Consider the following 25445-nt stretch of genomic DNA (forward strand, 5'->3'; position numbering starts at 1 on the left):
ACAACATTCCGATTTTCCGGTTGATAAACCAGGTGTCTATGCTCTGGATGGTCGGTTGGAATTCGGCCGGGAATCCGGTAAACTGCATGACCTGTGCTTTGTTCAGCAGTTCCCACCATTGCAGGTTGCTGTGATATTCGGTCGGGAATTCACGGAAAAGCGGATGATATTCGTTGAGGAAGATACCTGTGGTATGAGGCGGACGCATCTTGAACCAGGAAGTATTCCAAAATACAGGAGTGAAGTATTGTTTCACTTCCTTGCCATACTGGATTTTTCCGGCTGCCGTGATCAATACGTTTCCTCCTTCTTGCAGGATGGAGATTGCTTTTGCGTCTAGTGTATCGGTGGTATATACGTCGCCCTGAGTCAGTTCTACCTGTGCGGGATATACCCAGAAGTCCCAGTCATTGACGGCATCGCTGCCTTCGATACGAATTTCCATATTCAGCTTCTGTGGTGTAGTGATTCCGCTTAGCTTCATGTCTACACTTCCTAGCGGACAAAGATTTCCGACTGGTATATTCTGAGTGCCTACAGTGCCGTGAGCGTATACTTTGCCATATTCATCTTTGATGCTGTATACCGTTTTGGCTTCCTGCAGAGGGGCTGCTCCGAAATGGGAAACTTCGATGTCGGCATGAAAAGCCTCGTCGTTGGTATATACGAATTTAGGAATACGTGCCAGCGGAACGGTCGGGCTGCAGAAACGTCTGAACTCATCTGCGTTGATATAGCCTTTTTCTTCAAAGAAGACATCCAGAAGACCTACTAATGCAGTTCCCTGACCGGAATAGTCGTTCAGTGCCAGCAACTGGAATCCTGCATAGTCGGGTGTACGCAATGTTTTCTCGATTTCGTGTTTGTAGCAGATTGCCTGAAGTTTGCCCGAAGCTATCATAAAGTCGTGCCCCATACTGCCCATGTGATTATCATTCAGGATATCACGGAAGATTTCAAAGTTCTTGGCCTTGTTCACTCCGGTGTATTTACGTATCTCGCTGAAATTCGGGAATGCACACCATTGTCCCGTCTCATGAGAAACGTACGGTTGCTTCACGGAATCGATCTTGGCGCGGTAGTCGGACATACTTTCCGGTTGCGAGCCTGCCCAGCTAAGACCCCGTGCACCGGCTTTCACATGATATTGATTGTGGGGCTGCCATTGCCAGCTGCCTCCTACGGAAGCTCCTGTATATACATGGCGGGGGTCGGTCGCTTTCCAGTAATCAACGAATTTGCTTACCCAAGGTACCCAACGGCCCGAAGGTTCATTGCCGCAGGCCAGCATGCAGTAAGAGGCGTAATTGCCGTATTCTTTGGTCAGAGCGATGGTTTCGTCCATCAGATATTTGTCAATCGGCTGCCCGTTGCCCAGTCTCGGACCGTGATTAGGCCAGCTGGGACCTTCGGGTTGCAGATAAAAACCAACGAGATCGGCAGCGATGAAGGCTGCTTCCGGTGGACAGAAAGAGTGGAAACGCATATGGTTTAATCCGTAGTTGCGGCAGATGCGGAATACCCGTTCCCAGGAAGCTACGTCCATCGGCGCATAACCTGTAAGCGGGAAATCGCAGTTTTCCACTGTACCGCGGAGCATTGTCTTGCGTCCGTTGACGTAGAACCATTTGCCTTCTATCTTGAAATCACGCATACCGAACTGTACCTGTTTCTTTTCGGACTGCTTGCCGCTGTTCAGCGTGGCTGTCAGTTTGTAGAGTGCCGGATTGAACTCATCCCATGTCAGGAAGTCTTTTCCCATCGGTAGTTCCATTTCTACCCGGTTATCTCCTGCCTGAATACGGAAGGTCTGTTGAACAGAGAGGACGTTGTGGCGGGTATCCGTATTAAAGCTTTCGGCAGAAAGTGTTATTTCTCCTTTGGCAGAAGAAGAGGATTTTACATTCATGCGTACCAGCGCTTTCCCATGGCTCAGATCAGGATATACCTGTATATCGTCGAAATAGACTTTGGGAGTCGTCTGCAGTTCGATTTTACCTACGATTCCGTTCCAGTTTCCCTGTGTCTGGTCGGTGATGCTATGTGAATCCGGACCGACATTGATCTCTTTAATCCGGTTGTCAACCCGGATAGTGATCCGGCACGGCTTGCCGGGAGTGACGGCCGAGGTCAGGTCGTATACATGAGGAACGCAAAGGCTGTTTTGCATACCGATTTCTTTCGTGTTTACCCATACGGTTGTTTCAATATGTGGGCGTTCCAGAAAGAGGAGAATTCTTTCCCCTTTCCAGTCGGATGGAATTGTCACTTTCTTTTGATACCAGGCGACACCTACATAGTGCTTGTCGGGAGTCAGGAAGAAAGGTAATTTGACTTGCCCTTCTATCCGGTATTTCTCCATGTAAGGATTGAAATAGTAAGAACTGTCATATAAACTTCCTGTCCATTGGGTACGTGCGGTAACATTGTCCCCTTTCAGCTTTTCGGGCATGGAGCCGGGTAAGTTGATAGACTCGTCGAGCGATTTATTGAACCATTGTTCTTTCATCCCTGCATCTTCCCGGTCTATCTGGAAATTCCATTTTCCGGATAGGCTGAAAGAGTGGTTTTGCCCTGTTACAGTCAATACAGAGGCGAATACAATGGCAATACTTACTAAAAGTTGTTTCATGATATGTAGAATTGATATGTTTTCCACTACGTTTAAAAATCTGCTGCTAAAGTAGAGCTTTTGAGTAATCTATAAAATAGAAAGATGTACAGATACATAGAATATTGTATCAAAAACGGCTTTTATGGCGGTTGGTGTACGAAACTACATGAATATGATAATATCTCCATCATCATTCATTTCTGAAATTCTGGGGGATACCATATCTTTGCGAAGTAAACTTTTTAATCTTAAAGTGAACCATGAAAAAAGTATTTGCCTGGATGGCTTTAACTCTTTGGTCGGTAATGACAATCTTTGCAGGTGAGACTGCTTATCTCTTTTCTTATTTTATCAATGACAGCAAGGACGGTCTGCATCTTGCCTACAGTTATGATGGGCTGAACTGGACTCCTTTGAACGGCGGACGCTCTTTTTTGACTCCGTCTGTCGGTAAAGATAAATTGATGCGTGATCCCAGTATATGCCAAGCTCCCGACGGAACATTTCACATGGTCTGGACTTCCAGCTGGACGGACCGGATCATCGGATATGCTTCTTCCCGTGATTTGATTCATTGGAGTGAGCAACAGGCTATTCCCGTGATGATGCACGAGCCGGAAGCTCATAATTGTTGGGCGCCGGAACTCTTTTATGACGAACCTTCGGAAACATATTACATTTTTTGGGCGACCACCATCCCCGGACGCCACAAGGAAGTGCCTACCAGCGAAAGCGAAAAAGGGCTGAACCATCGTATGTACTATGTCACAACGAAGGATTTTCGTACTTTCTCAAAGACGAAGATGTTTTTCAATCCCGATTTCAGTGTGATCGACGCGGCTATCGTGAAAGATCCGACACAGGGAGATCTGATCATGGTCGTCAAGAACGAGAACTCCAATCCTCCGGAGAAAAACCTGCGTGTGACACGCACGAAGAATATTGCCAAAGGTTTTCCGACAAAGGTATCCGCCCCGATTACCGGAAAATATTGGGCGGAAGGACCGGCACCTCTTTTTGTGGGTGATGCGCTTTATGTGTATTTTGATAAGTATCGTGATCATCGTTACGGAGCTGTCCGTTCGCTGGATCATGGTGAAACGTGGGAAGATGTATCCGATCAGGTTTCGTTTCCGAAGGGAATCCGCCACGGGACTGCCTTTGCGGTAGATGCTTCCGTCGTAGAGTCTCTGGTAGATGACCGGAAGCATCAATCTGTAAAAGCACAAACTTCTTCCTGGTTCAACGATAAGGACCTGACATTGACAGGAGTTTATTATTATCCCGAACACTGGGATGAAAGTCAGTGGGAACGTGATTTCAAGAAGATGCATGAACTGGGATTTGAGTTTACTCACTTTGCGGAGTTTGCATGGGCGCAGCTGGAGCCGGAAGAAGGACGATACGATTTTGCCTGGCTGGATAAAGCAGTAGCTCTTGCTGCCAAATATGATCTGAAAGTCATTATGTGTACTTCGACTGCCACGCCTCCGGTGTGGATGAGCCGGAAGTATCCCGAAATCCTGTTGAAGAATGAAGATGGTACGGTTCTCGATCACGGTGCCCGCCAGCATGCCTCATTTGCATCGCCGCTCTATCGGGAATTATCGTATAAGATGATCGAGAAACTGGCACAGCATTATGGCAATGATTCCCGTATTGTCGGATGGCAACTCGACAATGAACCTGCCGTACAGTTCGACTATAATCCGAAAGCGGAACAGGCTTTCCGTGATTATCTCCGTGCAAAATACAATCACAACATTCAGTTGCTGAACGACGCGTGGGGAACTGCTTTCTGGAGTGAGGCTTATTCGTCTTTTGATGAAATCACTCTTCCTAAGCGTGTCCAGATGTTTATGAATCATCATCAGATTCTGGATTATCGTCGTTTTGCCGCTGCGCAGACCAATGATTTTCTGAATGAACAATGTCTGCTGATCAGAAAATATGCAAAGAACCAGTGGATTACTACCAACTATATCCCCAACTATGATGAAGGACATATCGGCGGTAGTCCTGCACTCGATTTCCAGAGTTATACACGCTATATGGTGTATGGCGATAACGAAGGTATCGGACGCCGTGGATATCGGGTAGGAAATCCGTTGCGTATTGCATGGGCGAATGACTTCTTCCGTCCTATACAGGGTACGTATGGCGTGATGGAGTTGCAACCGGGACAAGTGAATTGGGGGAGCATTAATCCGCAACCGCTTCCGGGAGCTGTCCGTCTGTGGATGTGGAGTGTATTTGCCGGTGGAAGCGATTTTATCTGTACGTATCGCTATCGCCAGCCGCTGTACGGCACAGAGCAGTATCATTATGGGATAGTAGGAACGGACGGCGTAACCGTCACTCCCGGCGGAAGGGAATATGAAACCTTTATAAAAGAGATAAGAGAACTCCGGAAACATTATGCTCCGCGCGAAACGAAGCCTGCCGACTATCTGGCACGTCGTACCGCTATCCTTTTCAACCACGAGAATTCCTGGAGCATCGAGCGACAGAAACAGAACCGTACATGGGATACTTTTGCACATATAGAGAAGTATTACCGGACTTTGAAGTCATTTGGTGCTCCCGTTGATTTTGTCTCCGAACAGAAGGAGTTGACGGAGTATCCTGTGGTGATAGCTCCTGCTTACCAACTGGCTGATAAGGAATTAGTAAATAAATGGATTGCCTATGTGAAAAATGGTGGTAATCTTGTGTTGACCTGCCGTACAGCACAGAAAGACCGTTATGGCCGTTTGCCGGAAGCTCCTTTCGGTTCTATGATCACACCTCTGACGGGAAATGAAATGAACTTTTATGATCTGTTGTTACCGGAAGATCCGGGTACTGTTGTCATGAATGGAAAGCAATATGAGTGGAATACATGGGGAGAAATACTGATTCCCGCATCTGATTCGCAGGTTTGGGCGACGTATGCCAATGAATTCTATGAAGGTGGTCCTGCTGTCACGTTCCGAAAACTGGGTAAGGGCACTGTTACATATGTCGGAGTTGACAGCCACAATGGTGCGTTGGAAAAGGATATCTTGAAGAAATTATATGCACAGCTACAGATTCCTGTGATGGATTTGCCTTATGGAATAACGGTGGAATACCGGAACGGGCTGGGGATTGTGCTGAATTATTCAGATCGTTCTTATACATTCGACATACCGGAGGGAAGTAAGGTGCTGGTAGGAACTGAAGAGATCCCAACCGCAGGAGTACTGGTGTTTTCAATGTAAGGTATTGATTAATAATAGATAAGTGTAAAAAGATAAATAGGTGATGAAACAAATTGTAGGATTAGTATTGATTTTGTGTTGTACACAAATGGTGGCTCAGGAGGTTTTTCCTGATGGCAAGGCAATCCCTGAATGGTTCAGGGAAAACAAGGAAGTGAATGTGAATGCTTTAGGAAAGAAATATAGCATAACCGATTATGGAGTAGCGAACGACAGTACGGTGGTGCAGACAAAGAAGATACAGGGAGTAATTGATCTGGCTGCCCGGAATGGGGGTGGAGTTATAGTTATTCCCAAAGGTACTTTCTTAAGCGGATCACTTTTCTTTAAAAACAATACTCATTTACATCTGGAAGAAGATGCAGTATTAAAGGGAAGCGATGATATTAGTCATTTTCCGGTGAAAATGACCCGTATGGAGGGACAGACTTTAAAGTACTTCATGGCTTTGGTAAATGCAGACGGACTGGATGGATTTACAATTTCCGGAAAGGGAACATTGAATGGAAACGGGCTTCGGTACTGGAAGTCATTTTGGTTACGGCGTTCTATAAATCCGGATTGCACCAATATGGAAGAAATGCGTCCTCGCATTATTTATTTGTCCAACTGTAAGAATGCTCAGATTGAGGGAATCAGAATTATGAATTCTCCTTTCTGGAGCACTCATTTCTATAAATGCAGTTTTTTGAAGTTGTTGAATCTTTGCATTACTTCGCCTGCCAGTCCCGTAAAAGCTCCTAGTACGGATGCAGTGGACCTTGATGTTTGTAATAATGTGCTGATAAAGAATTGTTATATGTCTGTCAATGATGATGCGGTAGCGCTGAAAGGGGGAAAAGGACCTTGGGCAGATAAAGATGCCAATAATGGAGAAAACTATGATATTATTATTGAAGACTGTACCTACGGATTCTGTCATAGCGCCTTTACTTGTGGTAGTGAGTCTATCCTTAGCCGGAATGTGATTGTCCGCCGTTGTAAGGTAGATAGAGCACGTGCTCTTCTAACTCTAAAGATGCGCCCGGATACACCGCAAAAATATGAGTATATTCTGGTAGAGGATATAACAGGGAATGTACAGAATTGTCTGAATATAGCTCCTTGGACGCAGTTTTACGATTTGAAAGATCGTAAAGATACTCCCCTTTCTTATTCTAATAACATTACGATGCGTAATATAGACATTGATTGTAATGTATTCTTTAATGTTAAGAAGTCTGATCAATATAAGTTGTCTGATTTCTGTTTTGAGAATCTCACAGTACGGGCTAAGAAAGGAAAAGTGGATCAGAGTATAATCGATTCATTTACGATGAATAATGTGAAGATAAACCAATAAAACGACAGAACGATGAAGACATTTTTACTCTTTATCTTAAGTTTATTAATCAGTATTGGCTATTTGTCGGGAGCAGACTGGAATGTGCAAATAGCCAGATATAAACAGGATAAAGCTTGTGCTATCAGCTATACTTTTGACGATGGCCTGGCAGAACACTATACACTTCTTGTTCCCCAACTGGAAAAGAGAGGTTTTCGGGGAACATTTTGGGTCTGTGGCTCTAATATAAATAAGGATAACGAGAACATTACCGACACTACAAGAATGACTTGGCCTCAACTTAAGGAAATGGCTGATAATGGGCATGAGATATCCAATCATGGCTGGGCGCATAAAAACTTCGCACGTTTTCCTATCGAAGAGATAAAAGAGGATATTTTTAAGAATGATAGTGCTATCTTTGCAAATACAGGTGTAATGCCCCGTACTTTCTGCTATCCCAATAATAATAAAAAAGCGGAAGGACGGAGAATTGCCGTACAGAATCGTGTGGGGACGAGAACTCACCAGCGTTCGATTGGGAGTAAATCGACTCTGAAGGATTTGGAAAAATGGGTGAATACCTTGATTGAAACCAATGACTGGGGAGTAGGAATGACACATGGTTTAACCTATGGCTATGATGCTTTCCGCAATCCTCAACGTTTGTGGGATCATCTGGATCAAGTAAAAGCGAGAGAGAATGAAATATGGGTAGGAACATTCCGTGAAGTGGCTTCTTATATCAAGGAAAGGGAGGAAACTAAACTGGAAGTTGTGAATAAAAAGAATACCTTGTTGATTGCTCCGGAACTTAAGTTGGATCAGGAACTGTTCGTTGAACCGTTGACAATGGTGATTACCGGTAAGGAAATAAAGAAAGTAACTGTGAAACAAGGAAAAAGAAGATTGCCGGTACAGATCACTGACGATAAAGTTCTTTTCGATTTCGACCCGTATGGCGGTATGATTAAGGTGACACTGAAAATTCAAAAATAAAATTGATTGGACAAATTTTAATATGAGATGATAATGAAACAGAACTTTTTAAAATGGATGGTATGTATGTGTTTCGGGCTATTGTCTGTTGCTACGGTAATGGCAGGCGGTAATTATAAAACTGTCAAAGTAAAAGCTCCTTTTCCGATGCAACCGATTAAAGTCTTTATTTATCCGGACCGGGATTTTAAGATTACGGATTTTGGTGCTGTGCCGGGTGGAGAAGTTGATAATACCAAAGCGATCGCTGCTGCTATTGACGCATGTAATAAAGCGGGCGGTGGACGTGTGGTTGTTCCGGCAGGCATTTGGCTGACGGGACCCGTACACTTTAAAAGCAATATAAACCTCTGTTTAGAAGAAAATGCCGTATTGAGTTTTACAGATAATCCGGAAGACTATCTACCGGCGGTAATGACCTCATGGGAGGGATTGGAGTGCTATAATTACTCACCGCTACTGTATGCATTTGAATGTGAAAATGTGGCAATCAGCGGTAAAGGTACATTACAGCCGAAGATGGGAACATGGAAAGTATGGTTTAAACGTCCTGCACCCCATCTGCAAGCTTTGAAGGAATTGTATACCAAAGCTTCGACCAATGTACCTGTTATAGAACGCCAGATGGCTACCGGTGAAAATCATTTGCGTCCGCATCTGATACATTTCAATCGCTGTAAGAATGTGATGCTGGATGGATTTAAAATACGTGAGAGTCCGTTTTGGACCATTCACCTCTATATGTGTGACGGAGGTATCGTCCGTAATTTGGATGTGCGGGCACATGGACACAATAATGATGGTATTGACTTTGAAATGAGTCGTAACTTTCTGGTCGAAGACTGTTCTTTTGACCAGGGAGACGATGCTGTTGTAATCAAAGCCGGTCGTAATCAGGACGCATGGCGGTTGAATACACCTTGCGAGAATATAGTTATCCGTAACTGCCGGATATTGAAAGGACATACCTTACTGGGCATCGGCAGTGAGATCTCCGGTGGTATACGGAATATCTATATGCATGACTGTACAGCACCCAATTCTGTGATGCGTCTTTTCTTTGTGAAGACAAATCATCGCAGGGGAGGATTTATTGAGAATATCTATATGAAAAATGTAGCATCCGGAACAGCCCAGCGGGTACTTGAAATAGATACGGAGGTGCTTTATCAGTGGAAGGACTTGGTCCCGACTTATGAAAAGCGAATCACTCGTATCGATGGCATCTATATGGATAAAGTAACTTGCGAATCGGCAGACGCTGTATATGAACTGAAGGGAAATGCTGAACTTCCTGTGAAGAATGTGCGGATAAAGGATGTAAAGGTCGGTTCGGTTAAGAAGTTTGTGAAGAAAGTAAGTAATGTTGAAAATGTGGTAGAAAAGAATGTAACTTATCAAATGGAGGATAATAAAGACTAAGCAAAAAAGTTCATATATGAACTTTAATTTGTTTTTGAGTTCATCTCTGTTTTTTTGCATGTAAACTGTACATAATTCCAGTTGAAAATGTGGATGATTCTGTACTTTTGACCATCGCTGAACTACTAATCTGAAATAAAAAGGATACTTTTCGAAGTGTCGGCATTGTGCACTTTTTATGGAAGCTTGGTGAAAGATCAGCGATGTGTTTTTTGTGAACTTACAGATCATTATTTGTTTAACTAAATTCTTTTAAAATGAAAAATGCCTTGTTTTTTCTGGCAGCAATTTTGTTGCTTACAGTTTCGTGTACTGACAATCAAATCCAGTTGAATGGTGATGAACCTGAACCGACTCCTCCGGCAGAGCGGGTCGAGCCTCCTTTGAAACGTGCATTGTGGGCTTCGATTAACGGAAGAAAAGATGCTTCTTACTATCCCGAATACAATAATAAGATATTAGTGAGCTGGCGTATGTTTCCCACCGATGATTCTTCTACAGGCTTTGACCTTTATCGGAAGAGCGGTAATGAAGAAGAGGTGAAACTTAATGAAGAACCGATTACTTTGTCGACAAACTTCCAGGATATAACTGCCGACCGTAATAAGGATAATACGTATCGGTTATGTTTTGCCGGTTCTGATGAAACGTTGGATACTTATACCATAACGGCAGCACAGGCATCGGCCGGACTGCCCTATATTTCCATACCATTGGCCGGTACCACAGGTGTCAGTTCAGAGTATTATTATGATGCCAATGATGCCAGTGTCGGTGACCTGGACGGAGATGGGGTTTATGAGATTGTACTGAAAAGGCTTTTGAGAAGCAGTTCTTCGACAGAGGACGAAGAGGATGAGTCAGAAGCCGTACAGATGGGACCTTGGCATACTACCTTGCTGGAAGCATATAAATTAGATGGTTCGTTCTTATGGCGTGTAGCTTTGGGCCCGAATGTCCCGGTGGGTAATCTGACCTCTTTTGCTGTCTATGATTTTGATGGTGACGGAAAATGTGAAATAGCGGTTCGTACCGCAGAAGGCACTGTCTTTGGAGATGGAACAGAAATAAAAGATACGGATGGGGATGGTAAAGTCGATTATCGTGTCGAAGGCTCGGCTCATATTCATGGCGGACCGGAATTTCTGTCGGTATTGGATGGTATGACAGGAAGAGAGTTGGCTCGTACTGATTATATCGCGTTAGGTAAAAGCGAAGACTGGGGAGATAACTATTACAAACGTTCTGCCAGTTATCGTGTAGGAGTGGGATGTTTTTCGGGTACTACCCCCTCTATTCTGATTTGTCGTGGAGTATATGGAAAGATGGTATTGGAAGCCTGGGATTTTCAGGGCCAAGAGTTAAAGAAGAGATGGAGATTTGATACTTCAGACGGTGTGCACGGTGATTATGCCGGACAAGGAAATCATAGTTTAAGTGTGGGAGATGTGGACGATGACGGGTGTGATGAAGTTGTATATGGAGGTTGTTGTATAGACCACAATGGTAAAGGCTTGTGGAACTCCAGGCATGGACATGGAGATGCCTTGCATTTAGGTAAGTTTGACCCGTCAAGAAAAGGACTGCAAATTTGGTCTTGCTTTGAGGCTTGTCCTTTTAAAGTAGGTGCTGCTTTGAGAGATGCGAGAACGGGAGAGACTATCTGGGATTTTCCGTATAGTGGAGATATGGGACGTTGTCTGGTAGCCGATATTGATCCCGATAGTCCGGGCTGTGAGATGTGGTGGTATAAAGGTAATGCACATTCCTGTACGGGAGCTGATCTCGGATATGGAGCCGGTTCTAGCAGTATGTCTTACAATATGGCTGTCTGGTTCTCCAATTCGTTGAATCGTCAATTATTAGACCGGAGTAAGATTGATGCGCCCAAAGAAAAACGTGTATTTACTATTTATAGATATGAAGTGACTACTATCAATAGTAGTAAAAGTAATCCCTGTTTCTATGCGGATATCTGGGGAGACTGGCGCGAGGAAATTATTCAGGTAACAAGTGATCAGACTGAACTACGCCTGTTTACGACTTGGTATCCGACAGATTATAAATTTCCTTATCTGATGAGTGATCATGTCTATGAAATGAGTGCCCTCAATCAAAATATAGGATATAATCAACCTACGCAGCTGGGTTATTATTTAGGGTCTGATTTGTATAAAAAGTAAGTAATCATATTTAAACAAAAGTCTCAGGTAGTTTGTCTCTACTTGAGACTTTTTTTGTTTTACGGGTGATAAACGATAAATAATCTATGTAAATGTACAAACTTCTATGTACTGATATTGAAACCGGGATTATCTTTGTGCTACTATGAAACTATTAATATACACAAAATGAAAAAACTGATTTTATTATCTTTATTGACTCTTCAATTTGGTTTGCTCGCTGCACAAAATGCTGATGGGCAGGGGCGTTTGTCTCGCTTGTTTAATTTCGGATGGAAATTTCATGCAGGTGACTTGAAAGATGCCTATTCTGTAAACTATGATGATAGTAGCTGGCGTGTACTGGATCTGCCTCATGACTTTCAAATAGAACAGCCGTGGGATAAGGGTGCAGGGGGAGCTCGTGGCTTTAAAGCGATGGGAACCGGTTGGTATCGTAAAACATTTAAAGCCGATCCTGAATGGAAAGGAAAACGGGTATTACTCGATTTTGAAGGAATTATGTTAATAGGTGATGTCTGGGTAAACGGTCAGAAAGTAGGAAGTACAGATTATGGGTATATTGGCTTTGAAACGGACATTACTAAATTACTAAGATATGACGCAGATAATGTGGTAGCTGTCAGTGCTTCTACCGGCAAAAAAGGAGGATCACGCTGGTATACGGGAGGAGGTTTGTTCCGGGATGTCCATTTGCTGGTTAAAGACTATGTTTCCATAGCCCGTCATGGCGTGTTTATTTCTACTCCTAAAGTAACGGAACAAAGTGCAGATATCAATGTACAGGTTGAGGTGGAAGGTATTTCCGGGAAACAGCTGGATGTGGAAATCAATGCCAGAATCTTTTCTCCGAAAGGTGAATTGGTGACGGAAACAAAGGGAATGGCTCCTAAAAAAAATAAACTGGCTACTGTTGAAGTCCTACTTCCGGTAGTTGCAGTTTCCAATCCCCAACTATGGTCTTGTGAAACACCGAATCTCTATAGAGCAGAAATAACATTGGTCCGTGATGGAAAAGTTATCGACAATGTAACTGAGAAATTTGGTATTCGCACACTTGAATACTCTCCGGAGTTTGGCTTTAAACTGAATGGTAAGAAACTATTCTTGAAGGGTATTGCCAATCATCATGACTTAGGTGCTGTAGGAGCAGCGGCATTCGACCGTGCTATTGAACGGCAGTTCGAATTGCTCAAGAAGTTCGGTTATAATCATGTGCGTACATCACATAATCCATATTCGAAATCCTTTATGGAGTTGGCTGATAAACATGGTATTCTGATTGTAGATGAATTGATTGATAAGTGGAGCGACAAATCATATTGGGGTGGGCGGGTTCCTTTTACTCAATTGTGGTATAAGATGATTCCCGAATGGATTAAACGCGACAGAAACCATCCTTCGGTTATTATGTGGAGTTTAGGTAACGAATTGCAGATGCGGGAAGATCTGGCTGGGTTCCCTACCGGTGATTGGGGTGTTACGACTTATCGAATTTTCGATGTACTTGTAAAACGATACGATTCTACACGTAAGACAACGGTGGCTATGTATCCTTCGAGAGCTGGTGCCATCAGTAGAAAAGATGCAGATTTCAATAAGAAAGTTCTTCCTCCCGAATTGTCTACGGTGACCGAAGTTGCCAGCTTCAATTATCGTTATTCTGATTATGCGAAGTATCTCGAAGCTTGTCCCGATTTAATCGTGTATCAGAGTGAGGCAACAAGCAGTGAACTTACTGCTCCTTTTTTCGGTATGGACCGGGATAAGATGGTAGGACTTGCCTACTGGGGAGCTATTGAATACTGGGGGGAATCGAATGGCTGGCCTAAAAAAGGGTGGAATTATTCATTCTTTAATCATGCTTTGGAACCCTATCCTCAAGCGTATTTGATAAAGAGTGCTTTCTGTGATGAGCCTTTAGTTCATATTGGGGTAGTCGATAGTGAGAAAGAAAGTATTGAATGGAATGATGTCATAGTAGGTCGTATGCCTCTTTCATCTCATTGGAACAGAGCTGAAGGAAGTAAGCAGAACCTGTTTACATATACAAATGCTGATGAAGTGGAGTTATTGGTTAATGGGAAATCTTTGGGTATTCAGAAAAATAAACGTGATGATATACAAAGCCGCAATATGATCTACTGGCAAAATATACCTTATGGCAAAGGAGGAAACATCATAGCGATTGCCCGTAACAATGGAAAAGAAGTTGCTCGTCATATGTTGGAAACGACAGGCACGGCGAAAGCTCTGAAAATAGAGTTGGAGAATGCAGACTGGAAAGCAGATGGAATGGATTTACAGTATGTAAAGGTATATGCTGTTGACAGTAAAGGACGGGTGGTACCTGCTACTGAAGGTGAAGTTACATTTGAAGTCTCAGGTGAAGCCAGACTGATTGCCGTAGATAATGGTGATCATATGACGGATGAGCTTTTCTCAGGAAACCACAAGAAGTTACATCAAGGATTTGTAATGGCTATATTACGTTCCAGTCAGACTAGTGGAAATGTGAAGATCAAGGCTTCTCTGAAAGGGCTGAAGAGTGCGGAAAAGAAGATGATGACTAAGTAATAAAAATAAGGGGCTGATTCAACCAGCCCCTTATTATTTACATACGATAACTACCTTTTTTAGTGAATGTTTTTTTCACTTTATTCTGATTGATGAAATCCACTTTACATCCGTCGGGGATTTCAATCTGATTTTTTCCTTCTTTAGATAGTTTCAATTTTATCTTTCCTTCTTTGACGGGGAACTCGATGTTTGCCCATTCCAGATCCATCAATTCGGGACGTATCGTATAATGATTCGGCTGTGTTGGAGATTGGCTGAAACCGGCTATGCCATTTAAAACTGCGACTACTCCGGGAACTCCATTGGCACCATGACATAAGCTCAGTCCATAAGGACGTTTATAGAAAATAAGTTGTTCATCCTTGGATTTCTTGTATGAGAAGTTTTCCGGAAAACGGGTATGCCCCTGTGTAAGCCAGTCACCAAATACGGTAAAAAGGAAGTTCCACATTTCTCTGACTTTACCCGCTTTTGAATAAGCAAGGAACTCATATCCTTTCTCATAACTTACATAATCATGGTAATAAGGAATGGTGGGGAGTACTTCAAACAGATGATCATACCGTTCTTTGGGGAATATACCGGCAAGGATAGCCCAGTACTGGGCATGATGTGAAATCACTGTATCCAGTTTGCCGTCCTTGGTATATCCGTTTATGAATAATCCCTGTTCTTCATTCCAGAAATGTTTGATTATACTTTTCTTTAAAGCCTCGGCTTTCATTCGGTAATGTCTTGCTGATTTTCTGTCTCCCCATTTTTCGGAGAAGTCTGCACCAATTTGGTAATTATAATAAAGCATTATTTGTGCATACGTGGGAGTTCCCTTCTTGTCAGGGCCTCTTCTGGTAGCCCATCCCGGAACAAATCCCCAGCTGACACCGACATTGGCAGAGATAAATCCACGTTCATCCTGAAGAGTCTCGTAGAGTTTCAACAGTTGTTCTATGCGGTCACGATAGGAGAGGATCGTATTGAAATCTCCATATCTTTGGTAATAGTGGTTAAAACCTATTAAAGCATGAAGCGGATAATCCGGTATTCCCAAATCTGTTTTTTGCGGATTGAGCGGGAGCATAGCCACTGAAAGGCTGTTGCGCGAAACTTGTTCATCTCCGAAGAGATAATCTCCTGCAAAAGTGCTTAAAACGGCATCCATCGACCAGGGCAGATAATCTCTCTTAATACCATCCAGATAAAAGCCGTGAGTGCTGGTATGCAAGGAGGCAACCGAAGCATTCCAGATGTTATTCATACGTTCGTCATTACATTCAAAGGACATCAGGAAGTCTACAGGCCATATCTTGGCTTTAAACTTAACGGCAGATATCTCACATCCTTTGTCGCTGAATATTTTTAGATAACGGACCGCCCTTTCCGGAAGGATAATTTGCTGTTCTCCTTCTGTCAAGGAATAGGATTCAATGGGATATTGTTCGAAGAGTTTGGTGTTTTCGTTTAATGCCTCTTCCGGACTTTCTCCTACAAAAGCGGTGAGCTTTCCTTCGCCTTTGGCAATGAATGATACTTTGCCGACTTCAATATGGAAAAAGTCAACCAGAATATATCCATTCTTCTGAATCTTTATTTTCTGATTCTCAACTGCTGCGTTCCGTATAGGTAAGATGGAAACCGGATGAATGGTAACCTCTGTTTCCGGATCATCCAAAGGCATTCTGCCTGCAGTGCCGAATACCGGAGATGTTTCTGCAATATTCCATTCAGTACCATCCATACTTGCTTTCCAATTATCCGTTGAGACTTTACCATTGAAGGATACTTTAATGGCAGGCAGATCATTTTCAGTCTCTACTTTGAATAATAAGATTGATTTTCCTTTAGGCAGTGTAAGAGAACTTTTGTCGGAATTGCCTGTTTCTTTTCCATTGACGGATACTTTTACCTTTCCGGTAGATGTCCATTCTATCGGTGTCTCTGTCGGCAAGATTACTTCTTTACGGAATGAAGTATGATATACCGGAGCATAAAATTTGCCGGGATATCCCACGTTCATACAACGTTTCTCCGATTCTTTCAGTCTTTTCTGCTGAAGATGTGCACTCAACTGCCCCGGATACCAGATATATTCTCCGTTTCCATTTCTTACCGGAGTATCCGGAATTTCTACAGCCGGGTCCAGTAAAGGATCATACTGTATGTTTTGTGCTTGGATCGTGTATGCAGACGCACACAAACTTAAATATACAAGTATAAATTTCAATTTTAGATTCATCGTTTTATCTTTATATAAAGTTTTTTACTCAGGATTACCGGAAGTCAAACATCAGATTCAGATGTAATCCTTCATCTCCCGATTTGATTCGGATATTTCCCGGTTGACTGTTAGGACCTTGTTGCTCAATCGGCTTGAACGAGCAGATAGCCGGAATATCAAGCAAGAATGAAAGATCACCTTCAGGGAATGCAGGCATGGTATCTTTTTACCCGTCCTGCCGGTTCTTCCGGAGTGAATACCCGGAAGAAAGTTCCGTCATTACGTGAATAAACGGTAAATGAAGTCTTCTCGCCCTCCAGTGTAGCCCAATAGAGATTGGCATGGTAACCCTTGAACTCAGGATATATCAGATTCTCAAAACTTTCTCCGGTAATGGTGTTGTTATAATCTTTGTGCCAGATACCGTAGTTCGTTCCTGGAATTCGGTTTTTCCATACTCTGTATGGCCCGCGTCCCATCCATTTCATACCCGAACAGTTTTGTTCCGGATAAGAGAAGCTAAGTCCGAGATTGAAAATCTGTGCATCCATGAAAGCATCGTCGAAGCCACCGCCACCGGAACCGCGATTTAATAAAATAGCATCCATATAAAGCAAACCTTCGTTTGTCAGACGCCAGACAATGGAATCTGCCGCACCTTTATATTTGGCACAATAAATGGCGCCGTCGGAGGAATGACGAGTATAGCTGAGCGAAGGTTCATATCGCATCTTCATACCTACTGCTACCGGACCATCTTTGAATGGAATCTCAGTCTCACCGGATTTAATGTGACGGATCATACCGGTTGCCGCATCGAAGGTTATGCTGACTATGCTGCTCTTTAGTTCAATGGCGTCAGACGTTTGTCGGGCTTCTGCTTTTTGAGGAGCAGGCGTGAGTGTCGTTTGTGACAGGTTACGTTCAAAATATTGTTTTGCCAGATGAATCGGATAAGTCCAGTTACAGATACTTTTTCCTTCTCTATCAAAAGCCTCCAGTTCGAGCACATCCCCTTCCCGGAATGAATCGGGCAGTTCAAAAAGGGCAGTGCCTGTTTCTCCCGGATTAATGGATGGAAGTTGCACTTTCCCTTCAGCGATTACCTTTCCTGCTTCTGCGTCTCCTTTGAGCGGAGTGCCGCACGATAAAACCTTATAAGTCATACGACACTCTTTCAGATTGGTAAAAGTATATTCATTGGTCAGAAGGAAACTGCCGTCGAAGTGGTTAGTAATGAGAAGAGGTTTCAACTGGATAGGCGACCATTGTGCACGGATGGCATAATAGCTTCCTTCTTTCTCTCGACGTGGGCCTACTACTCCGTCGGGTGCATTGGACTTGTCAGAGTCGAGTATTCCTCCTTTATCACTGCGTTTGGGAGCCTCATCGCAATATACCCAGATGAACCCTCCTGCAAACAAGGGATTGGTACACCAGCGATCCCAAAAGTCGCGCAGGCCGGCTCCTCCTCCCTGATCGTACATGGCGTGCATAAATTCGGTCGGCATGAATACTTTATAACCATTGGTGAAACGTGCTACCCCTGTCAGATAAGTAGGATAGTGATGCGTATCCAAGTCGTTAAAGTCAGCCCAGGGATGTACCATATGTCGTTTTTGTAATCTGTCATATTGGGCAAACAAAGGATCGGTTTGCGTATTCCAGCCTCCTTCGTTTCCGTTACTCCAGAGAATGATGCAGGGGTGGTTAACATCCCGTTCAATCATTTCTTTTACGAGTTTTGCACCGACTTTGGAGTCGTAACCGTTTTGCCAGCCTGCCAGTTCATCCATGTAGACAAGCCCCAGTGAGTCGCACATATCAAGAAAATGTTCATCGGGCGGGTAGTGCGAACGCACTGCATTCATATTCATTTCTTTGATGAGCAGGGCATCCATTCGGCTTAATGCAGCACTGGTGGTACGCCCTCCGTCTACAGAAAATGAGTGGCGGTTGATTCCTTTGACCACTAGTTTGGTACCATTCAAATATACGCCGTCCTGGGGAAAGAATTCTACGGTACGGAAACCAGTGCGTGTTTCTCTGGTTTGTACGATTTTACCTTCGGGATTCTTTAATTCCAATTTGGCTACATACAGATTGGGATTCTCTGTAGACCAGGGAATGATGCTTGCCCATTCACCGCTAATCATCTGCTCCTTATCGGAGTTATTGATTGGATGAGTGATTGTTGTTTGTCCGTTGGAGGTATATACGGTTTTCCCGTCTTTTAATGAACGGACAGATACGATGATTTCATGTCCTTTGGCATCTCCTGCCATATCTACGGCGACCTGTAATTTCCCATGGTGATCAGCATTTAGTACGAAATGTTCCATGTGTACCTGTGGCAGAACTTCCAGCCATACAGGACGGTATATACCGCCAAACAACCACCAGTCAGCTTTCCGTTCGGCGGCATTGATCGATCTGTTGGCTGATTCTTTGGCAACTTTCACTTCAAGCTGATTCTTTTTTCCAAGATTGAGTAATTCGGTAATATCATAATTAAAGCGATAGAAACCTCCTTGATGCATCTCACCTGCCGGCTTGCCGTTTATCATGATTTCTGCATCAGTCATCACTCCGTCAAAGAATATCTTTACCCGTTGCCCTGCCCATGATTTGGGGGCGTCAAATTTATAGCGGTAAATTCCGGTTTCATCACTGGGGCGTTGTCCTTTTATGGTATACCATCTACCGTAGGTATATTCTCCGAATCCCTGTAGTTCCCAGTTACAGGGAACCTCGATCTTTTTCCATTTGCCACTATTCTGTCCCGCAGAACAGAAAAAATCCCAGGTCTTGGTGTCGTCAATGCCTGTTCCCGAAAGATAAATGCGTTCGGGATGGGGAGCTTGTGCTTGTATGGTAGTCCCATTCCACATTGCTGTGAAAATCAGAGATACCAGTAAGCATCTAAATTTCTTGTTCATATGATGGTTGTTCTTACACATTGTGCTTTTATTGAGATTTATTTTTTAACAGTGATACCGGCAGGAACTTTCAAGTCGCTGGTTATTTTTCCGTCTGCTCCTTTGCTATGTTTCACATAAACGATGCCGTATGGAGTCGGAAATGTTCCTTCTACCCATTCCAGATCACAAAGATTGGGAGTGATCCGTAAAGTTTTACATCCCGGTTCCAAAACTTCGATACCTAAAAGATGTTGTGTCATCCAAGGTGTTGGTCCGGATGCCCAACCATGACAGAAACTGTGCCGGAATCCGGGATAACAGTATGCTCCGAAATCTCCGTGGATATCCTTTTTGCCTTCCGGAACAAATTCGTCCAAACGTCCCGCATTCTGTGCCCAGTCCAGATTAAAATCTTCCCAGAAAGTGGTAGCGCCCAAGTCCAGCATTCCACCCCAGAACTGGCGGATTATATCAAGTGCCTGTTGATATTCACCACTTTGTGCAAGTGCTTGTAGCATGTAGTATCCGTAGAAGGTGGAGAATCCTTCGGCACCACCTACCGAAATGACATCTTTACATGCTTTCTGAGGTGACATCAGTCCGGCTATTGACATAAGGGCAGCTGCCTGTTTCAGGTTGTTGGGCTGTTTGATTATTTTTTTAATTCGATGGGCAATAGCAAGGCTTTTTGCCGCATATTCTTTTTCTCCCAATACATTGCACAACTTCTCTGCATTATCAAGTGACCAGCAAAGTAAAGCCCGGTAACCGGCTTCCACACCTGCTTCATTGGGGCTTGATGGCCAATCCAGAAAACGGGATTTTGCCAGGGTTTCGTTACCATCCTTGTCTACACATTCGTCTATACGATCTATGAGACCGATTATGTAATCCCGATGTTTGCGCAGGTAATCCATGTCGCCGTTGTGCATATACCATTCGTATTGGATGATGAGATACCACATGGAGTAAGCACTCATGTTATTCAGCCATTTAGGTAGCGGAAACTGTTTGCAGGCGAGGTCGATACTTTTAGGCACCACTTCATTATCACCAAATACCGTCATGATGGTCGCAACTTCCGGATGCATGTCACCCAACCAAATGAGGCGGTCGCGTTTGATTCCATCCCAAAGATATTCCTGCATATTGAGATGCACGGTGTAGGCTCCTGTCATCCATATTTGGTTCAGACGTTCGTCACTACAACGGAATGAACCCAGATAGGGGATATCCCGGTAACGTAGTATGGCAGATGCCTCTTTAATATGTACATTGACTCCTGTCTGGAGTAAATCGATGCGGACGAAGCGGAACCCTGTATTGCCGATTTCAATTTGTCCGTTGCTAGGGATTTTCATCGTAATATCCCGCATGGCATGATCATTGGTGGAAAAACCTTTTTTCCACCCTGTATATCGGATGGGGCTGCATGCCTCACTGACAGATTCACCGAAGCGGATGCGTATCGTTGCCGGTTCGCGTTTGTTTGAAGGTCCCAATATCAGTTTCAGTCCTCCATGTAATTCCCGCCCATAATCCAATAGGATGGCAGCGGTATCATTGGGCATCGAGCGTAACCGACAAGCATTCTCTTTAACCATTTCCGATTGCCCGTCGCTTAATTTGAGCAGTACTCTCGGGGTGCTTACAGAGGATTCGCTACTTGTCCATACCACCTTTCGTGGAGAAAGATAGAGTTGTGAAATTTCGTCATGGCGGATATTAGTGGTGTCATTGCCGAAGACTGGCGGAAGATGATTTTGCGCCAAACCGAGTTCGGTCATGATACAGATACCGGTGATTAATAGTATTCTTTTTGTTTTCATATATCAGAGGGAGTTATTGTCTGGATACTGTAAAACGATCTATATCCGGTGCCCATCCGAAGTTATTTCCCATTTGCACCGTATTGTAACCTTGTTTTAAGCTGACAGGAATAGTCACAGATTTCACTTCATTGTTACTGTTCAAATCTTTGAGTACTGTTTTCGTTCCATTGACAGAAACTTCCAGTTTGCGGTTTTTGTCGCAAGAGTAGAAAATAGTCATTTCATAGTTACCTCCCTTTTCGCTGTATACTTCGCTCCATTCGGCAAAGTTCTCTTCCCGGCCGCCGAGTCGGGATATTTTCATTCTGCCGGAACAATCGGAGGCAGGTACATAAACAATTGGTTTGGATTTCTTTCCCAGATCGTCGTAGCAGGGAAGATATGCCCATTCAGCCTCATAAGATACGGGTTCCAGTCGTTTTTCAGCTTCCATTTTGTATATCATTACGCTGTGTGGCTGAACAGTCTGCCGTATTTCTCCTTTCATTTTTCCAAGATCTTTCTGTTTGATTAAGTCCCGTACTTTTACGTTACCACCCAGTTCAAGGGTTTCAAAAGGAACGATAAAGTCACATGGCTGGTCGGAAGGGTTATACAATGCTACCGCTCTTGTCAGTCCGCGTTTCTGTTCGATGTCCTTTACCAGTACATAGCTTTTATTTTCATGTTGAACGACGTGTGCCTGAAGTCCTAATACATCCTGATTCAGTGCGATCAGTTCTTTGTTTTTCAGTAGCTTCAATGAGAAATCGGGAATCGTATTCATGTCACATCCGATCAGCAGGGGAGAACTCATGATGCACCACATTCCAAAATGGACCTCTTCTTCGTTGGGTTTCAGTCCACGCCCGATTTCTAGCATATCCATGTCGTTGTAATGTCCGTCGGTAGCATAGGCGGAAAGATATAAGTTCTTTTCTATAATACCTTTTACTGAATTCCATCTGGGACGGATGTCAGGACTGATACGCCAGGAACGTGCCAGTCGTTTTGCCCAGGTACCGGGAAAAGCCCATCGGCAGATATTGATAGATACATCCGTTCTTCCTGTATTGGCTATAGCCTGGCAAATCGTGCTGTAGCGCTTTTCTTCATCCAGCCCCAGTTCGCGTCCGCCACAATAATCGATCTTGATAAAATCATAGTTCCATTCTTTAAGATATAAATCCATATCCTGCTGTTCATGGCCGTATAGTCCGGAGCCCACTCCGTTTGCGTCGTTGTCATAGATAGATCCGCAGGTGTTGTCTCCTGCATCCGAGTAAATTCCGGCTTTTAGTCCCAGCGAATGGATATAGTCTGAAACCACTTTCATCCCGTTGGGAAAACGGTCGGGATGCGGATGCATTTTCCCCGTTTCGTCCCGATGCCCGAAGAAGCCGTCATCTATATTGATATAGTTGTAGCCTGCCTCTTTCAGTCCGTGTTTGATTAATGCGTCAGCTTGCTGTTTTATCAATTCTTCACTGATATTTACATGATAGGTGTTCCATGAACTCCATCCCATAATAGGACGGTCGATGTCTTTTTGGGCAAAAGTATTTGCCATAAACATGGTAGATAAAATGCCCCAGGCAATCAGATGTTTTTTCATACGTTTGTAGTCTTTTGTAGAAATGGATAACTTTCTTGGCAAAGATATGCAAAGTCGTAACTTGCTCCAATGGCAAATAAGTATAGAAAGATGGAAAATCGTCCATTTATTGGAGAATTGGGGCGTAAAAACCGGATTAAAGCATGAAAAGTGTATGAATTTAATGGAAAACGTATGAATTTACATGTACTGACATTACAACTACCCTTATCTTTGCTAGCAAATGAAAAATACATAAAGTGATGACACATTTAAAAATCTTTTTATTGTTAATCGTTTGTGCGTTGTCCGTATTGGATGGGAAAGCACAGACTGGTATAGCGCTTGCTGACGAACTTAACGGCAAGCGGATCGGAGTAATAGGTGACAGCTATGTGAGAAATCATAAAGAGCCGTTTGAGAACACATGGCATTATAAGTTTGCAAAGAAGCACGGTATGGAGTATTTTAATTATGGAAAGAATGGGAATAGCATAGCTTATTCCAGCCCGCGATGGGGAAAAGCGATGTATCTGCGATATGCGGAGATGGCGGATAGCCTCGATTATGTCATTGTCATTGGCGGACATAATGATGCATTTAAACTGGACTCTATCGGAGGTATTGATAACTTCAAAGATAAAATGGAAATTCTGTGCAAAGGCTTAGTCGAGAAATATCCGACAGCGAAAATCTTTTTCTTTACCCGCTGGAACTGCAAAAACTTTAAAGGAAGTGACTCGGAGAAAGTAGTGGATGCGATGATTGAAGTCTGCGGCAATTATAGTATTCCTATTTTTGATTGCGCAAGAAAAGGAAGCATCTATGCCGATAATGATACTTTCAGAAGAATCTATTTCCAGAAAAGCAAGAATAATACTGATACAGCGCATCTGAACAGTAAAGGACATGACCGTTTTTTGAAAGTTGCCGAGAGTTTTCTGCTGCAATATTAATCTAAAAGAAAATAGTCCTCTTTAATTTTAATATGATGAATAAAAGATTATTTTGTATTCTGCTGTTGGTATCAACCGTTTGGTTGGCCTATTCACAAACACGCGATTATATCCCCCTGCAGAAGCAGGTAGGTCCTGAACATACAACGGAAGATATTGCAACTGTACAGGCTCCTTTCGCTATGCCCGAAATGAATCGTCCGGTCTTTAAAGATGTTGTGTGTTCTATTGTGGAAACAGGCGCCAAACCTGAGAAAATGGTTACGAAAGCGATCCAGAAGGCGATAGATAAAGTCAGTCGTGACGGAGGAGGAAAAGTGGTCATACCTGCCGGTATTTGGAAAACGGGTCGCATAGAGTTGAAGAGTAATGTAAATCTGCATTTGGAAGAGGGAGCCGAACTGCATTTTAGTGGAAATATAAACGATTATCTGCCTGTTGTCCTGACTCGTTTTGAAGGAGTGGAAGTCTATTCATTAGGAGCTTTGGTCTATGCTAATAATCAGGAGAATATAGCTCTGACCGGTCATGGAAAGCTGGTAGCTCCGACTACCGACTGTGAAATATGGAAACGACAATGTTATGAGTCGATAGAGAAATATGTAGAGCAATATCCGGATGTAAAAGAACGTATTGCAGATGGTAAAAAAGGACGTTCAGTCTTTCTCCCTCTGTTTGTTTCTCCGACAAACTGCAAGAATGTATTAATCGAAGGAGTTACACTGGAGCGGTCACTTTTTTGGAATATAGTTCCTGTATATTGCGATGGAGTGATTATACGTGGTGCGACGGTAGACTCTCACGGACATGGGCGTACAGATGGCATTGATATCGAGTCTACACGAAATGTACTGATAGAGTATTGTTCGCTGGATTGTGGAGACGACTGTTTTACGATGAAGTCCGGACGCGGAGAAGATGGAATCCGTGTCAATAAACCCTCTGAGAATATAGTAATACGTTATTGTCTTGCCAAAAGAGGATGGGGAGGCATTGTTTGCGGAAGTGAGACAGCTGCGATGATTCGCAATCTCTATGTACATGATTGTGTATTTACAGGCACTAAAAGTGGATTGCGTTTTAAAACCCGTCGTAGTCGTGGTGGCGGGGGCGAGAATCTGACTTTCGAACGTATTCGGATGAATCTTACCGGTGCTGCTTTCTGGTGGGATATGTTAGGTGAAGAAAAGCATGTCGGCGATTTGGCAAAGCGTTTGCCGGCTCGTCCCATAACACCTTTGACTCCGTCTTTCAAGAATATTACCATCCGTGATATCATTGTTGAATCAGCCTCCTATTTTATAGACTTAAACGGTATTCCGGAGACCCCGGCAGAAAATAATCTGATAGAAAATTTAGTGGGGAAGACCAATAAACTGATACGGATGACAGATGTGAAAGGTTTTACGTTGAAGAACATAACCATTCAGAGTAAAAACCCTTCCATCTTTATTAACGATGGACGCGATGTTCTCTTTGAGCAAGCACATTTCCAGCTGCCGGGCGGAAAAGTAAAAATAAAAACGCAAGGTGACTTGACGGAAGAACCTCGGTTGATTCGTTGTTTGGTGAAAGAGTATTGAG

General features: G+C 43.4%; 12 protein-coding genes and 1 pseudogene. 8 read left to right on the forward strand and 5 right to left on the reverse strand.

Going from position 1 to position 25445, the window contains the following annotated elements; genetic code table 11:
- A partial coding sequence (locus tag HMPREF9007_RS22715; protein ID WP_032850040.1) for a sugar-binding domain-containing protein occupies positions 1 to 2632 on the reverse strand: 2632 nt, incomplete at its 3' end.
- A gap of 1172 nt (positions 2633 to 3804) precedes the next feature.
- Between HMPREF9007_RS22715 and HMPREF9007_RS22710 the strand changes: the two genes are divergently transcribed.
- The 6 genes from HMPREF9007_RS22710 (at position 3805) to HMPREF9007_RS22685 (ending at position 14361) form a co-directional block, all read left to right on the forward strand.
- Positions 3805 to 5856, forward strand: coding sequence for a beta-galactosidase (locus HMPREF9007_RS22710; protein ID WP_032850101.1), 2052 nt, complete (start codon positions 3805 to 3807; stop codon positions 5854 to 5856).
- A gap of 43 nt (positions 5857 to 5899) precedes the next feature.
- Positions 5900 to 7198 carry a glycosyl hydrolase family 28 protein gene (locus tag HMPREF9007_RS22705; RefSeq protein WP_032850041.1) on the forward strand — a complete coding sequence of 433 codons (1299 nt, stop codon included), beginning with the start codon at positions 5900 to 5902 and terminating at the stop codon, positions 7196 to 7198.
- A 12-nt stretch (positions 7199 to 7210) separates the two neighbouring features.
- The gene (locus HMPREF9007_RS22700; RefSeq protein ID WP_008759815.1) at positions 7211 to 8179 is read left to right on the forward strand and encodes a polysaccharide deacetylase family protein; all 969 of its coding nucleotides are present in this window, start codon (positions 7211 to 7213) and stop codon (positions 8177 to 8179) included.
- 33 nt (positions 8180 to 8212) lie between these two features.
- On the forward strand, positions 8213 to 9601 hold the full coding sequence (locus HMPREF9007_RS22695; protein ID WP_032850102.1) for a glycoside hydrolase family 28 protein: 1389 nt from the start codon (positions 8213 to 8215) through the stop codon (positions 9599 to 9601).
- A 257-nt stretch (positions 9602 to 9858) separates the two neighbouring features.
- The gene (locus tag HMPREF9007_RS22690; RefSeq protein WP_008759817.1) at positions 9859 to 11784 is read left to right on the forward strand and encodes a hypothetical protein; all 1926 of its coding nucleotides are present in this window, start codon (positions 9859 to 9861) and stop codon (positions 11782 to 11784) included.
- Positions 11785 to 11952: 168 nt separating this feature from the next.
- The gene (locus HMPREF9007_RS22685) at positions 11953 to 14361 is read left to right on the forward strand and encodes a glycoside hydrolase family 2 TIM barrel-domain containing protein (protein ID WP_008759818.1); all 2409 of its coding nucleotides are present in this window, start codon (positions 11953 to 11955) and stop codon (positions 14359 to 14361) included.
- A 37-nt stretch (positions 14362 to 14398) separates the two neighbouring features.
- On the opposite strand, the gene HMPREF9007_RS22680 is transcribed toward HMPREF9007_RS22685, so the two are convergent.
- The 4 genes and pseudogenes from HMPREF9007_RS22680 to HMPREF9007_RS22665 form a co-directional block, all read right to left on the reverse strand.
- Entirely contained in the window at positions 14399 to 16597 is a 2199-nt protein-coding gene (locus HMPREF9007_RS22680; protein WP_032850042.1) for a trehalase family glycosidase, read from the reverse strand.
- A gap of 34 nt (positions 16598 to 16631) precedes the next feature.
- Positions 16632 to 19518, reverse strand: a pseudogene (locus tag HMPREF9007_RS22675) (glycoside hydrolase family 2 TIM barrel-domain containing protein).
- Between the two features lie 38 nt (positions 19519 to 19556).
- Positions 19557 to 21329, reverse strand: a complete 1773-nt coding sequence (locus tag HMPREF9007_RS22670; protein WP_008759820.1) for an alpha-L-rhamnosidase C-terminal domain-containing protein — start codon at positions 21327 to 21329, stop codon at positions 19557 to 19559.
- Between the two features lie 13 nt (positions 21330 to 21342).
- A complete protein-coding gene (locus HMPREF9007_RS22665; protein WP_008759821.1) occupies positions 21343 to 22926 on the reverse strand; it encodes an alpha-galactosidase in 1584 nt (527 codons plus the stop codon).
- A gap of 242 nt (positions 22927 to 23168) precedes the next feature.
- On the opposite strand from HMPREF9007_RS22665, the gene HMPREF9007_RS22660 reads away from it, so the two are divergent.
- Both HMPREF9007_RS22660 and HMPREF9007_RS22655 read left to right on the forward strand, forming a co-directional pair.
- Positions 23169 to 23861: an SGNH/GDSL hydrolase family protein gene (locus HMPREF9007_RS22660; protein ID WP_032850043.1), complete on the forward strand. Its 693-nt coding sequence runs from the start codon at positions 23169 to 23171 to the stop codon at positions 23859 to 23861.
- A gap of 32 nt (positions 23862 to 23893) precedes the next feature.
- Positions 23894 to 25444 carry a glycoside hydrolase family 28 protein gene (locus HMPREF9007_RS22655; RefSeq protein ID WP_008759823.1) on the forward strand — a complete coding sequence of 517 codons (1551 nt, stop codon included), beginning with the start codon at positions 23894 to 23896 and terminating at the stop codon, positions 25442 to 25444.
- Position 25445 lies beyond the last annotated feature (1 nt).

It is taken from the genome of Bacteroides sp. 1_1_14, assembly GCF_000162515.1.
In the GTDB taxonomy this organism is placed as follows: Bacteria; Bacteroidota; Bacteroidia; order Bacteroidales; family Bacteroidaceae; genus Bacteroides; species Bacteroides thetaiotaomicron.

Bases quoted from the DNA above. Each gene is read 5' to 3' on its own strand.
- HMPREF9007_RS22665 (WP_008759821.1), bottom strand. From the start codon at position 22,926: ATGAAAAAACATCTGATTGCCTGGGGCATTTTATCTACCATGTTTATG.
- HMPREF9007_RS22660 (WP_032850043.1), top strand. From the start codon at position 23,169: ATGACACATTTAAAAATCTTTTTATTGTTAATCGTTTGTGCGTTGTCC.
- HMPREF9007_RS22695 (WP_032850102.1), top strand. From the start codon at position 8,213: ATGAAACAGAACTTTTTAAAATGGATGGTATGTATGTGTTTCGGGCTA.
- HMPREF9007_RS22700 (WP_008759815.1), top strand. From the start codon at position 7,211: ATGAAGACATTTTTACTCTTTATCTTAAGTTTATTAATCAGTATTGGC.
- HMPREF9007_RS22685 (WP_008759818.1), top strand. From the start codon at position 11,953: ATGAAAAAACTGATTTTATTATCTTTATTGACTCTTCAATTTGGTTTG.
- HMPREF9007_RS22705 (WP_032850041.1), top strand. From the start codon at position 5,900: ATGAAACAAATTGTAGGATTAGTATTGATTTTGTGTTGTACACAAATG.
- HMPREF9007_RS22670 (WP_008759820.1), bottom strand. From the start codon at position 21,329: ATGAAAACAAAAAGAATACTATTAATCACCGGTATCTGTATCATGACC.
- HMPREF9007_RS22690 (WP_008759817.1), top strand. From the start codon at position 9,859: ATGAAAAATGCCTTGTTTTTTCTGGCAGCAATTTTGTTGCTTACAGTT.
- HMPREF9007_RS22655 (WP_008759823.1), top strand. From the start codon at position 23,894: ATGATGAATAAAAGATTATTTTGTATTCTGCTGTTGGTATCAACCGTT.
- HMPREF9007_RS22680 (WP_032850042.1), bottom strand. From the start codon at position 16,597: ATGAATCTAAAATTGAAATTTATACTTGTATATTTAAGTTTGTGTGCG.